At 73.1% G+C, this 12188-nt stretch carries 11 protein-coding genes; 4 read left to right on the top strand and 7 right to left on the bottom strand.

Translation table 11 applies throughout. From position 1 onward, the window contains the following. Positions 1-53: 53 nt before the first annotated feature. From V2W30_RS02570 to V2W30_RS02550, 5 genes are read right to left on the bottom strand one after another with little or no spacing between them, the layout of a single operon-like run. Positions 54-1691, bottom strand: a complete 1638-nt coding sequence (locus V2W30_RS02570) for a right-handed parallel beta-helix repeat-containing protein (RefSeq protein ID WP_338693278.1) — start codon at positions 1689-1691, stop codon at positions 54-56. A gap of 5 nt (positions 1692-1696) precedes the next feature. Continuing rightward, positions 1697-2668 (bottom strand): UDP-glucuronic acid decarboxylase family protein, encoded by a 972-nt coding sequence (locus V2W30_RS02565; RefSeq protein ID WP_338693276.1) that lies wholly within the window; start codon positions 2666-2668, stop codon positions 1697-1699. Continuing rightward, the gene (locus V2W30_RS02560; RefSeq protein ID WP_338693274.1) at positions 2665-3993 is read right to left on the bottom strand and encodes a UDP-glucose/GDP-mannose dehydrogenase family protein; all 1329 of its coding nucleotides are present in this window, start codon (positions 3991-3993) and stop codon (positions 2665-2667) included. Before V2W30_RS02560 ends, V2W30_RS02565 begins: the two co-directional genes overlap by 4 nt. Further along, positions 3984-5072, bottom strand: a complete 1089-nt coding sequence (gene galE / locus V2W30_RS02555) for a UDP-glucose 4-epimerase GalE (protein ID WP_338693273.1) — start codon at positions 5070-5072, stop codon at positions 3984-3986. Before galE ends, V2W30_RS02560 begins: the two co-directional genes overlap by 10 nt. Before the next feature lie 5 nt (positions 5073-5077). After that, positions 5078-6913, bottom strand: a complete 1836-nt coding sequence (locus tag V2W30_RS02550) for a glycosyltransferase family 2 protein (protein ID WP_338693271.1) — start codon at positions 6911-6913, stop codon at positions 5078-5080. A gap of 135 nt (positions 6914-7048) precedes the next feature. Here V2W30_RS02550 and V2W30_RS02545 point away from each other — a divergent pair, with 135 nt between their 5' ends. From V2W30_RS02545 to V2W30_RS02535, 3 genes are all read left to right on the top strand, one after another. Next, positions 7049-7810: a TetR/AcrR family transcriptional regulator gene (locus V2W30_RS02545; protein WP_338693269.1), complete on the top strand. Its 762-nt coding sequence runs from the start codon at positions 7049-7051 to the stop codon at positions 7808-7810. Between the two features lie 53 nt (positions 7811-7863). Further along, on the top strand, positions 7864-8502 hold the full coding sequence (locus V2W30_RS02540) for a TetR/AcrR family transcriptional regulator (protein ID WP_338693267.1): 639 nt from the start codon (positions 7864-7866) through the stop codon (positions 8500-8502). Positions 8503-8622: 120 nt separating this feature from the next. Next, complete coding sequence (locus V2W30_RS02535; protein ID WP_338693265.1) at positions 8623-10233, top strand: MDR family MFS transporter; 1611 nt, start codon at positions 8623-8625, stop codon at positions 10231-10233. 75 nt (positions 10234-10308) lie between these two features. Here the strand turns inward: V2W30_RS02535 and V2W30_RS02530 are convergent, their stop codons facing one another. Further along, entirely contained in the window at positions 10309-10776 is a 468-nt protein-coding gene (locus tag V2W30_RS02530) for a pyridoxamine 5'-phosphate oxidase family protein (protein ID WP_338693263.1), read from the bottom strand. Between the two features lie 210 nt (positions 10777-10986). After that, complete coding sequence (locus V2W30_RS02525) at positions 10987-11487, bottom strand: GNAT family N-acetyltransferase (protein WP_338693261.1); 501 nt, start codon at positions 11485-11487, stop codon at positions 10987-10989. Positions 11488-11531: 44 nt separating this feature from the next. On the opposite strand from V2W30_RS02525, the gene V2W30_RS02520 reads away from it, so the two are divergent. Beyond that, entirely contained in the window at positions 11532-12188 is a 657-nt protein-coding gene (locus tag V2W30_RS02520) for a maleylpyruvate isomerase N-terminal domain-containing protein (protein WP_338693259.1), read from the top strand.

The raw sequence follows: 12188 nt of genomic DNA, 5'->3' as shown, positions 1-12188 counted from the left end.
TCCCGGGTCTCGCTCCGTACTTGATCGTAGGCACGGGGTCGCTGAGCTGCATCTCAGCGCGGGACCACGGCCCCGACCTGCGGCGGAGCGGCCACGGTGTGCCCGAAGTAGTCGACGGGGCCGACCGCGGGAACACCGCCGGGGAGCGGCGGCTCGACGCCCTTGCCGGCCAGGGCGGGGCATGTGGGCACGGTGCGCGACGCGTCGGCCACGGACCGGATCTCGGGCAGGGCGCCCCCGGCCAGACACGGATCGACGTCGAGGCCCGTCGCCTTGCCACCGGCCGTCTCCTGACCGGTGGCCTCCCGCCACGCGGCGAGCGAACCGTAGGACTCCGTGCCCCACGACACCTGCCAGTCGCCGTCGGCGGAGCGGTAGTCGTTGCCCTGGAGGACGACGTCCGACCGGGTCAGACCTCGGTCGGCCAGCACCAGCGGCACGCCCTCGGTGACGAAGAGGTTGTTGCGGACGACGACGCCGTGCTCCCCGGTCTGGAGCCGCAGCGCGGGCCCCGTCCCGGCGGGGGAGCGGGACAGCAGCACCGTGTTCTGCACGACCGCGAGGTCGTGGATGTCCGTGCCGTAGACGGCGACCGCCCCGTGCTCGGGCAGCGCCCGCCCGTCGCCGGCGCTGATGTTGTGGCTGATCGTGTTGCGGGCGTGCGCGCCGTTCGTCCAGCGCTGGTACGCGTAGAAGCCCGGACCGTCGTTGTCGAACGCCAGGTTGCGACGCAGCGCCGAGTCCGACACGTTCGAGTCGAGCCCGAAGCCCGCGCCGTCGACGGTCGAACCGGTGTGGTTGCGGTAGGAGACGCTCTCCTCGATCACGACGCGCGTCGCGTCGTACGCCCACACGCCGACCGGGCCCTCGGGGGCGTCGCTCGCCGCGCGGGCGCCGTTGTCGTGCGCGTCGACGTGCCGCACCGTCGCCCCGCGCACCGAGCCGACGACGATGCCGTCCCCGGTGTGCCGGTCGTGGGCGTTCGGATCGCCCGGATTGCCGTACGCCGCCACGGAGTCGAGGGTGAGGTTCTCGTGCGCGTACGCGGCCCGCGCGGGCTTGAAGTCCGGTCCGTACGTCAGCAGGCCGATGTCCTTGTTCCCGTGCAGCGACGCCTGGCTCACCGTCACATCACGGAATCCGACGCCGTGTCGGGACGCTCCCACGGCGAGGCCCACGCGGAATCCGGAGACGTCCACGCCGGACACGGTGATCCCGGACGGGCGCGCCCCGCTCTGAAGATCGCTGTAGAGGTTCACTCCCGCGTCGTGCGCGCGGGACGCGGGCGCTCCGCGCAGCACGAGGTCGCGGATCTGCACGCCGCCCGTGTCGTGCACCGAGACGGCGGGCTCGGCGGCGGAGGTGACGACGGCCCGGCCCGACCCGAACGAGCCGATGACGACCGGCCGTCCGGGATCCCCCGCCTCGTCCCGCCCGACCGTCACCGTGCCGCGGAAGCGGGCCCCGCCCTCCAGGAGCAGCCGGTCACCGGGCCGCAGCTTCGTGCGGTCCGCGCGGTCCAGCGTCCGCCACGCCGAGTCCGGCGCCGTGCCGTCCGCCGTGTCGTCCCCGTCGGCCGCGACGTAGTACGTGTGCGCGGGCGGGACATAGTGCGGTGTGCCGGAGCATCCGGTCGTCATGACGGCCAGGCCCACCATCCCCACCGCCGTGGCGACCGCCGCACCGCGCATCGTCCTCACACCTTCACGGGCTCACGGACCGGCGGCACCTGCCGGCCCTGGGACCGCGCCCGCGACCAGGCGACCATGCGGCGCAGGCCCTCCTCCAGGGACACCGACGGGGCCCAGCCCAGCTCGGCGCGCGCCCGGTCGATGACGGGGCGCCGCCGCGTCGGATCGTCCACCGGCAGCGGCCGGAACTCCACGGCCGACGACGAACCGGTCACCGCCAGCACCAGATCCGCCAGCTCCCGGACCGTGAACTCCCCGGGATTGCCCAGGTTCACCGGACCCTCGGCGCACGCGTCGAGCATCGCCGTCAGCCCCCGGACGAGATCGTCCACGTAACAGAAGCTCCGCGTCTGCGAGCCGTCGCCGAAGATCGTGAGCGGGCGGTCGGTGAGCGCCTGGCGCAGGAACGTGGAGACCACCCGGCCGTCGTGCGGGCGCATCCGCGGACCGTACGTGTTGAAGATCCGCACGATGCCCGTGTTCGCGCCGCGCGAGCGGCGGTACGCCATGGTCAGCGCCTCCGCGTACCGCTTGGCCTCGTCGTAGACGCTGCGCGGTCCGACCGGGTTCACATGACCCCAGTACTCCTCCGGCTGGGGGTGCACCTCGGGGTCGCCGTACGACTCGCTCGTCGACGCCAGCAGGAACCGGGCGTCGTGGCGCAGCGCCAGCCGCAGCGCGTACTCCGTGCCCCGGCTGCCGGCCGCGAGGGTCTCCAGCGGCAGCCGGTGGTAGTCGGGCGGGGACGCGGGGCTCGCCAGATGCGCCACCGCGTGCACCGGACCCGGCACGTCGAAGGGCTCGGTCACGTCGCAGGACACCAGCCGGAACCGCGGCTCCGGCAGCAGGTGCGTGACGTTGGCCGGGCTGCCCGTGCAGAAGTCGTCGAGACACCAGACGGTGTCGCCCCGGTACAGCAGGGCCTCGCACAGATGGGAGCCGAGGAACCCCGCGCCTCCCGTGACCACCACTCTCATGACGCACCTCCCGTGCTGCGGGCCGGGCGTCCGAGCGCCCGGAAGGCCCAGCCGGCCGCACCCCACGCCCGCCCGTCGAGACAGTTGCGGGCGTCGAGGATCAGCGGGGTGCGGACGACACCGGCCAGGGCGGCGGGGTCGATCGCGCGGTACTCAGGCCACTGCGTCAGATGCAGCACCAGGTCCGCGCCCTCGCACGCCTTCGGAATGTCCAGGGCGTACGTGAGGTCGGGGCAGACGGCACGGGCGTTGTCGAGGGCCTGCGGATCGTGCACCCGCACCGCACCGCCCTCCGCCTGCACGGCGGCCGCGACGGCGAGGGCGGGCGAGTCGCGTACGTCGTCGCTGCCCGGCTTGAACGCGGCGCCGAGGACGCCGATCCTGCGTCCCTCGAACGCGCCGCCGAGCAGGGCGCGGGCACGGTCGACGGTGCGCCGCCGCTGCCGCGTGTTGATCCGGTCGACCTCGTGCAGGAACGCGACGGCCTCTCCCGCGCCCAGCTCCTCGGCGCGGGCGGCGAACGCCCGGATGTCCTTGGGGAAGCAGCTGCCGCCGAACCCGAGGCCCGGGTCGAGGAACTGCGCTCCGATGCGGGAGTCGGCGCCCATCGCGCGGGCGAGGACCGTGACGTCGGCGCCGGCCGCGTCGCACACCTCGGCCATCGCGTTCACGAAGGAGATCTTCGTGGCGAGGAAGGCGTTCGAGGCGACCTTCACCAGCTCCGCCGTCGCCGTGTCCGTGGTGTACACGGGCACGCCCGCCTCCCTCATCGGCCGGTACACGGCCCGCAGCAGCGCCTCCGCCCGCTCCGACCCGACGCCGACGACCAGGCGCTCCGGATGCATCGTGTCGTCCACCGCGCGGCCCTCGCGCAGGAACTCCGGGTTCCACGCGACCTCGGCGCCCGGCGCGAGGTCGGCGAGTCGCCGCCCGATCCGGGCGGCCGTGCCCACCGGCACCGTCGACTTGCCGACCACGAGGGAACCCGGTCGCAGGTGCGGCCCGAGCTCCTCGACGACCGCGTCCACGTACCGCAGGTCGGCGGCGGCCGAATCGGGCCGCTGCGGCGTGCCCACGCAGACGAAGTGCAGGTTCGCGAACGCGGCGGCCTCGGCCAGGGACGTCGAGAACCGCAGCCGTCCCGCCTCGACCCCGCGCGCGAGGAGCGCGTCGAGGCCCTTCTCGTGCAGCGGGGCCCGGCCCGCCGCCAGGGACGCGATCCGATCGGCGTCGATGTCGACGCCGAGCACCTCGTGTCCGATGTCGGCCATGCACGCCGCGTGCACCGTGCCGACGTATCCCGTGCCGATGACTGTCATCCGCATGGCACCGCTCCTTGACCGTCCTTCGTCCCCGGCCGGCGGGGCGAGCCCCGGTAGCCGTCGGGGTTGAGCTGCTGGAAACGCCAGGCGTCCCGGCACATGGCGGGCAGGTCCCGGGAGGGACGCCAGCCCCAGGCGCGCGCCACCGCGCCCGCGTCCGCCACGAGTGCGGCCACGTCGCCCTCGCGACGGCCGGTGATCTCGTACGGAACGCTGACGCCGCTCGCCTCCTCGAAGGCGGCGACGACGTCGAGCACCGAACTCCCCTGTCCGCGGCCGAGGTTGAACACGCTCAGCCCGCGCGAGTCGGCGAGGTGATCGAGGGCGATCCGGTGTGCCTCCACGGTGTCCATCACATGGAGGTAGTCGCGGATCGCGGTCCCGTCGGGCGTCGGCCAGTCCCCGCCGAGCACGCGCAGGCGGCGCCTGCGTCCGACGGCGACCTGGGCGACGTACGGGAAGAGGTTGTCGGGTGTGCCGTGCGGGTCCTCGCCGAGCAGGCCGCTGGGGTGCGCGCCCGCCGGGTTGAAGTAGCGCAGGCACAGCACGCGCCAGCGGGGGTCGTGCGCGCACACGTCGGCCAGGACGCGCTCGCACAGGGACTTGGAGGCGGCGTACGGGTTGGTCGGCCGGTGCGGCGTCGACTCGTCGAGGGGGCCCTCGCCCGCGTCGCCGTACACCGAGCAGGAGGAGGAGAACACCAGGTCGCGCACACCGTGTTCGTGCATGGTGTGCAGCAGCGCGGTGGTGCCGCCGACGTTCGTGTCGTAGTACGTGACGGGCATCCGGGTCGACTCGCCCACGGCCTTGTGCGCGGCGAAGTGCACGACGGCGTCCACTGGGTGACGGTCGAAGACGGCCGAGAGGGCGCGCCGATCGCGGATGTCCAGCTCGTACACGGCGCCGAAGAACCGTCCGGCGATCCGCTCCACCCGGGGCAGCACCCGCGGGCAGCTGTTGGAGTAGTCGTCGACCACGATCACCTGGTAGCCGTGGTCGAGCAGTTCGACGCAGGCGTGGCTGCCGATGAAACCGGCGCCGCCCGTGACGAGGACGGTCGAGGGGGACTCCGCTGCGCACATGGTCCTCACCAGCCCAGGACGGCGGCCGCGTAGGCCGGGAAGAAGACGACGGCGGTGACGACGGTCAGCGTCGCGGGGACGGTGGCTATCAGGGAGACCCGCACGGTGGCGAGGGCCGAGGAGACGGGGACGCCGCAGGCGCGCGCCGTCTCCCGTACGTGCAGCAGCGGCAGCGCGAGCGCGACCAGGGTGTACGTCACCCCCGCGACCAGGCACAGGAACACATAGCCGGCCGACGGGCTGGTCAGTTCGCCGAACACGGCGATGGCGGCGAGCACGGTCCCGAGCAGCGCGAACGGCACGGTGAGACGGGCGGGCAGCGGGCGCGGCCCGGCGGCGGTCTTCGGCGTCACCTTGAACGTGACCTGCCGGGGCCGTATCCGCTGGCGCACCGCGCCGAGCAGCCCGGCGATCACGAACGGCCAGCGGGCCAGCGCGAACAGCCACACCTCCCAGCTCAGCAGCGGTGCCCGGCGCGGCCTGAGCAGCCCGCGCCGCCGCAGCAGCCACAGCGTGAGCACCAGCCAGACCGGCAGCACCCAGAAGTGCAGCAGGAACGAGAAGTAGTCGACGTTCATCCACGGCAGCCCGGTCACGACGGCGACCGGCGGCAGCACCAGACCGGCCACGATCATCATGCCGAGCAGCGGGTAGTACACCAGCGCGTACGCGAACCGCAGCCGCAGCGCCATCGGGAGCCGGCCCAGATGCCGGGGGAGCAGGCCGAGCAGCATCGTCGTGAGGCTGCGCGACCACTGGTACTCCTGCGTCACCATGTCCGCGAACGTCAGCGGTCCGTCGCCGTGCGCCTCCGCGTCGATCGCGAACGCCCCTTGCCAGCCCGCCGAGTTGAGCAGGTACGTCGTCGAGAAGTCCTCCGCGAGCTCCGGTCCGAGCCCGCCGATGTCGCGCAGCGCCCGGGTGCGCACGGCGTAGTGCGAGCCGATGCACATGGGCGCGAGTCCGTCGCTGTGGCCCAGCTGCACGGCGCCGTGCCACACCGCCTCCCGGTGCAGCCGGCCCCGCGCCGACCAGGAACCGGCGCCGTTCGCGTCGCACACGCTGGGCGCCGCGACATAACCGATCGCCGGGTCCGCGAACGGTCGCACCATCTCGGCGAGATAGCCGGGAGCGGGCACGTGATCGCAGTCGAGCTGGGCGACCACCGCGTACTCGTCGTAGCCCCAGTGGTCGTAGAAGTAGGCGAGGTTGCCTTCCTTGCAGCGGGTGCGGCGCGGCCAGTCCTGCCGGTGATAGGCGCCCACGCCGTGCCGCGACGAGAGCCGCACGTGGTGCACGTGGCACCAGGAGACGATGTCGCGCGTCGGAGCCTCGTCGCACAGCCACACGTCGTAGCGGTGCGGGAAGTCCTGCGCGAGCATCGCCTCCAGGGTGCGCACGGCGGAAGGCCACGGCTCCGACGGGGCGCGCGTGACGACGAACGCGACCGGCAGCGACGGGATCGCGAGCGCCGGGTCGACCTTGCGCAGCCGCAGAGCCGTGGCGAAGAAGTACGCCGGAAGACCGGTCAGGTACAGCAGCAGCGCGCTGTTCACGATCAGGCCCGGCCAGCCCGCCCGGTGCTCGGGCCGCAGCCACCAGGCCCAGAACCAGACCAGACTCACCGCCCAGCCCACCGCGATCGCGAGCAGCGCCGCCCGGTCCCCGCGGCCGAGCGCCGGTACGAAGGTCGACTCCCGCACCGCACGCACCCGGCACGGCCGTCCGAAGACGGGGCCCTCGGCGCTGACCCGTACGACGTTGCCGTCCGAGATGCGCGCCAGGTGGGCCGCCACTGCGGGGTCGATGCGAACTGCCGAGGTCGGCTCGTGGTGCGTCATGGCCGCACGCTCCTGCGCTGTACGCTGACGCCGTACGTTTACGACGTATATGTACGACTTTGCGCCTATGGTGGAGCAGAGTCAAGAGGCGATCTCCGGGCCCGGAACGCACGGGCGAGGCGTGAGGAGCGGTCGATGGCGAAGGAGAAGCGATCCGAGTGGGGCGGGGCCGTATCGGGCAAGGCCGTATCCGACCAGGCCGCGTCGGGCCGGGCCGAAGCCCCCGCGCGCCGCGCCGCCGACCGGGGCCGCTACGGGCGGCTCAGCCGTGAGCGGGTGCTCGCCACCGCCCTGGAGATCGTCGACCGCGACGGCCTCTCCGCGCTGAGCATGCGCGGACTCGGCTCCGAACTCGGCGTCGAGGCCATGGCGTTGTACCGCTACGCCGACGGCAAGGGCGCCCTCCTCGACGGCCTCGTGGAAGCGCTCTTCGTCGAGCTGGAGACCGCCCTGGACGCCGGTCCCGCGGCGCGCGGCTGGCGCGAGGAGCTCGACCGGATCGCCCGCGCCGCCCACGACGTGGCGCTCCGGCACCCGCATGTCGTGCCCCTGCTGGCCACCCGCCTCCTGTCGACGCCCCTCGCCCGCCGCCCCGCCGCCGTGCTCCGCGCCGACGAACGGGTCATCGCCCTGCTCCTCGACGCCGACCTGGGTGTCCGTCAGGCGGTGCGCCTGCACCGGGTGTTCACCGCCTGGCTGCTCGGCTGGCTCATCGTCGAGCTGCGCGCCATGGACGACGACCCCGACGAACCGGACCCCGCCTTCCGGCTCGGCCTGCACCGGCTGCCCGCCCGGGAGCTGCCCCGGCTGCGCGAGAGCGCCCCGCTGATGGCGGAGCGGGGCGGACCGGACGGTCTGAGCGAAGGGCTCGACGCCCTGCTGCGCGCCGTCACGTAGCGGAGCGGGGGTGCAGTGACCGCAAGTTTGCACGGTGTGCAAGAATCTCGGCCGTGATCCCCTCCGACCAGCAGCAGAGCGCCCCGCACGAGGGGCTGCGCGAGCGCAGGCGCCGCCGTACGCGCGCCGATCTGCACGCGACGACGCTGCGCCTCGCCCGCGATCTGGGCTTCGCGCGCGTCACGGTCGACATGATCTGCAAGGAGGTCGGGGTCTCGCCCCGCACCTTCTTCAACTACTTCCCCAGCAAGGAAGCCGCCCTCTTCGCCCTGCCCGGCAGCCTGCCGCCCGCCCTCGCCGACCGGTTCGCCGGCGGACAGGGCCAGGACACCGACGCCGTACTGCGCGACCTGGGCGATGTCCTCGCCGACCACCTGCGGGAGGGTGTCCCCGGCCCCCAGGAGCTGGAGGACACCCTGCGCATCGCCGAAGGCGTGCCCTCCGTCCTCGCCACGTTCCTCGCCCAGTGCGAGGCCGTCGAGCGCGATCTCGCCGGGACCATCGCCCGGCGCACCGGCACCCCGCCCGACGGCGAGGCCGCCGAACTCCTCGCGGGCATCGCCATGGCGACGCTGCGCAGCGGACTCAAGCGGTGGTCGCAGGCGCGCGACCACCGGGACGGGCCCGCCGAGTGCGTCCGCGACTCGTTCACCGCGCTGCGCGCCCTGCTCGGGCCGGCCGCCGTGCGGTGACCGCGCGGCCCCGGCCCCTCTGATCTCCCCACACCCGCAGTACCCGTTCGCGGCGACCGCTCTCCCCGCGCCGCACGGCCTTGTCTTCTCATCCGCACACCATCATCGGAGAACCCCGCAATGACGCACGCCCCCGCACCCGAGGGCATCGAGCACGGCGCCGGCACGGCGGCCGAAGAGAGTATCGACAAGCCGCACAACTTCGGCCTGATCTTCGGCGCCCTGATGCTGACCATGTTGCTCGGCGCCCTCGACCAGACCATCGTGTCCACCGCGCTGCCGACCATCGTCGGCGAGCTCAACGGCATCGAGCACATGGCGTGGATCACCACCGCGTACATCCTCGCCGCCACCATCGGCATGCCGGTCTACGGCAAGCTCGGCGACCTCATGGGCCGCAAGAACATTTTCCTGGCCGGCATAGCCCTGTTCCTGGTGGGCTCGGTGGTCTGCGGACTCGCCCAGAACATGGGCACGCTGATCGCGGGCCGCGCCCTTCAGGGCCTCGGCGGCGGTGGCCTCATGATCACCTCGCAGGCGATCATCGCCGACCTGGTCCCGCCGCGTGAGCGCGCCAAGTACATGGCCCCGATGGGCGCCGTGTTCGGTCTGTCGTCCGTCGTCGGCCCGCTGCTCGGCGGCTGGTTCACCGACGAGCACTCCTGGCGCTGGGCGTTCTGGGTCAACCTGCCGCTCGGCATCCTGGCCTTCTTCGTCGCGGTCGTCGCGATCAAGCTGCCGCGCAAGGCCGTCCAGGTCTCGCTCGACTACCTCGGCACCGCCCTGATGGCCGCGGCCGTCACCTGCACCGTGCTGTTCGCGAGCTGGGGCGGCACGCAGTACGAGTGGTCCGACCCGCTGGTCATCGGCCTGGGCATCGGCGCCGTCGTCGCCTGGGTGCTCTTCTTCGTCGCGGAGAAGCGCGCCAAGGAGCCGGTCATCCCGCTGCACCTGTTCCGCAGCCCGATCTTCAACGTCGCCACGCTGATCGGCATGATCGTGATCGGCCTCGGCATGTTCGCGATCGTCGGCTACATGCCCACGTACCTCCAGATGGTGTACGGCAAGACGGCCACCGAGTCCGGGCTGCTGCTCATTCCGATGGTCGTCGGCATCATGGCCACCGCCCTGCCGTCCGGCGCGATCATGTCCAAGACCGGCAAGTACAAGATCTACCCGATCGCCGGCACGGTCATCATCATGCTCGTCGCGTACCTGATGTCGACGCTCGACGTCGCGGACCCGGTCTGGCTGGTCTGCGTGTACGTCGGACTCGCGGGCGCCGGCGTCGGCCTGATGATGCAGACCCTCGTTCTCGCCGTGCAGAACGACTTCCCGGGCTCGGAGGTCGGCACCGCCACGTCGGCCAACAACTTCTTCCGGGAGATCGGCGCGACGCTCGGCACCGCCGTCGTCGGCGCCGTGTTCGCCAGCCGCCTCACGGACCAGCTCGCCACGAGCATCCCGGCCGAGGCCGCCGCCCAGGTCGGCAACAGCGACTCGCTGACCCCGGCACTGGTCCGCGCCCTGCCGGCGGACCTGCGCGAGACGGTCGTCAACTCCTACCAGGAGGCGCTCGTCCCGATCTTCCTGTACCTGGTGCCCGTCTTCGCCGTCGGCCTCGTCCTCGCCTTCGTCCTGAAGGAGAAGCCGCTCGCCGACAACGCCGACTGGCACGCGCAGAACGCGGGCCCGGTGGACAAGGCGCCCGAGCCGGAGCCGGTCGCCTGACCGGCGTCCCCCACGGCCACCGTGCCCCCGTCGCGCTCGGCACCCGTGCCCGAGCGCGACGGGGGCACGCGCGGGTCAGTCGGCGACCAGCCAGTGACCGTCCCGCATCAGATCGCGGCCCGCGAGCTCGTTCGCCTCGCGCCACGCCTGGATGCGGACCGGCGTGATCCGGAAGTACCGGTACGGGCCGTCGGCGGCCCGCGGATCGAACCCGGTCCGCCGCGCGAACGCGTCACCGAACTCGGTGGAGATCTCGTCGTCGCGCAGCACCTCGCTCGTCCCGACGACGTGGACGACGTCGCGGGTGGGCCCGATGCCGAGCTGCACCTTCCCGGTCGCCACGAGGTTGCGGGCCAGGGGATTGGTCGCGCGCGTCGAGACGTACAGCGCGCCCTCGTGCCACAGGAACGACAGCGGCATCATGTGCGGCTCCCCGCCGTCCGCACCGGCCGTGGCGACCCACGCGTCGACGTCCCGCTCGAAGCGGTCGAGCGTGTCCTGCTTGCGCTGCTTCGCCGAACGGGCGGGCGCGGGCTGTGACATGGGGCCTCCTCAGGGGCGGTACCGGCGGGCGACGAGCGGACCGACGCGTCGTTCGAAGCGCGGCCGCACCCCTCGCACGTCGGAGACGGTTCTGTCGTGGTGCAGGGTGACAAGGTTCCGGACGCCGCGTCCAGGCGCGCACGCGAGTCCGGGATGTTCCGCACGCTCCGGGGGCCGGGCTGGAACCCCGGTACGGGCGGAGCGGGACGATCACGCGCGGGGCGCCGCGTAGCACCGTACGTCGACCCACTCGCCCGGCCCCCACTCCTGGCGGCCCGGACCGAGGAACTCCCAGCCGAGCCGCTCGTACAGGGCGATGGCGGCGGTGTCGGTCGTGACGACGTCGAGGACCGCGCGGGTGCCGTGCAGGACCGCCTCGCGCGCGGCCCGCGCCAGAAGCGCCGCGCCCACCCGGCGGCCCCGCGCCGCGGGCGACACGAACAGGCGGCCGACCGTCGAGACGTCCGGCGCGACCAGCGAGGGCGCCACGTCGCCCGCGGCCGGAGCGGTCAGCAGCACATGCCCCACGATCCGCCCGTCCCGCCGCGCCACCCACGCCCCCGTCATGCCGCGCACGGTCAGCCAACCGGCCGGATCCGCGGGCCAGTTGACGGGGTAGCCGTCCGCGGCGTGCACCAGCGCGAGCACGTCCACGCAGGCGGCCAGATCGTCGCGCCGCCGCGCCCTCACCCGTACGTCGGTCCGTTCCATCCGGGCATCGAACCACACGGCCCCGCATCGACTACCGTGCCGACGTGGATCTCTTCTCCCGCTCCTGGGCGGCGCTGCGCGCGGCGGTCGCCGCTCTGCCGGACCAGGACTTCGCGCGGCCGTCCGGCTGCACCGGCTGGCTCGTCCGCGACCTCGCCTGTCATCTGGTGATCGACGCGCAGGACGTCCTGATCACCCTCGTCACGCCCGCCGCCACCAGGCCGACCGTCGACGCGGCGGGCTACTGGCACGTGGCCCAGGAACCGCCGACCGGTGACGATCCGCTCGACGCGCTGACCGTGCGGCTCGCCGCCGCCTACGAGGACCCGGCGCTGCTGGCCTTCCACCTCGACGACGTCGGTTCCGCCGCCGGGCGCGCCGCCGAACTCGCCGACCCCGACGCCCTGGTGAGCACCCAGGGCATGGTGCTGACCGTGCGGGACTACCTCACCGCGTACGTCCTGGAGTGGACGCTGCACCATCTCGACCTGATCGCCCACCTGCCCGGCGTACCGGGTCCGCCCGCCGAGGGGCTCGCCCGGTCGCGTGCGCTGCTCGAGGAGATCGCCGGAGCGCCGTTCCCCGCGTCGTTCACCGACACGGACGCCCTGGTGGTCGGTACGGGGCGCCGGCCGGCGAGCGACGAGGAGAACGCGCGACTCGGCGAGCTGGCCGACCGGCTGCCCCTGGTGCTCGGCTGA

This window comes from Streptomyces sp. Q6 (genome assembly GCF_036967205.1).
In the GTDB taxonomy this organism is placed as follows: Bacteria; Actinomycetota; Actinomycetes; order Streptomycetales; family Streptomycetaceae; genus Streptomyces; species Streptomyces citrinus.
Note: the sequence above shows the minus strand (reverse complement) of the source record. Positions and strands in the feature narration are given on the sequence as shown.

What these genes read in the sequence shown, in the direction of transcription:
- V2W30_RS02570 (WP_338693278.1), bottom strand. Translation starts at nt 1,691, where the DNA reads ATGCGCGGTGCGGCGGTCGCCACGGCGGTGGGGATGGTGGGCCTGGCC.
- V2W30_RS02565 (WP_338693276.1), bottom strand. Translation starts at nt 2,668, where the DNA reads ATGAGAGTGGTGGTCACGGGAGGCGCGGGGTTCCTCGGCTCCCATCTG.
- V2W30_RS02560 (WP_338693274.1), bottom strand. Translation starts at nt 3,993, where the DNA reads ATGCGGATGACAGTCATCGGCACGGGATACGTCGGCACGGTGCACGCG.
- galE (WP_338693273.1), bottom strand. Translation starts at nt 5,072, where the DNA reads ATGTGCGCAGCGGAGTCCCCCTCGACCGTCCTCGTCACGGGCGGCGCC.
- V2W30_RS02550 (WP_338693271.1), bottom strand. Translation starts at nt 6,913, where the DNA reads ATGACGCACCACGAGCCGACCTCGGCAGTTCGCATCGACCCCGCAGTG.
- V2W30_RS02545 (WP_338693269.1), top strand. Translation starts at nt 7,049, where the DNA reads ATGGCGAAGGAGAAGCGATCCGAGTGGGGCGGGGCCGTATCGGGCAAG.
- V2W30_RS02535 (WP_338693265.1), top strand. Translation starts at nt 8,623, where the DNA reads ATGACGCACGCCCCCGCACCCGAGGGCATCGAGCACGGCGCCGGCACG.
- V2W30_RS02530 (WP_338693263.1), bottom strand. Translation starts at nt 10,776, where the DNA reads ATGTCACAGCCCGCGCCCGCCCGTTCGGCGAAGCAGCGCAAGCAGGAC.
- V2W30_RS02525 (WP_338693261.1), bottom strand. Translation starts at nt 11,487, where the DNA reads ATGGAACGGACCGACGTACGGGTGAGGGCGCGGCGGCGCGACGATCTG.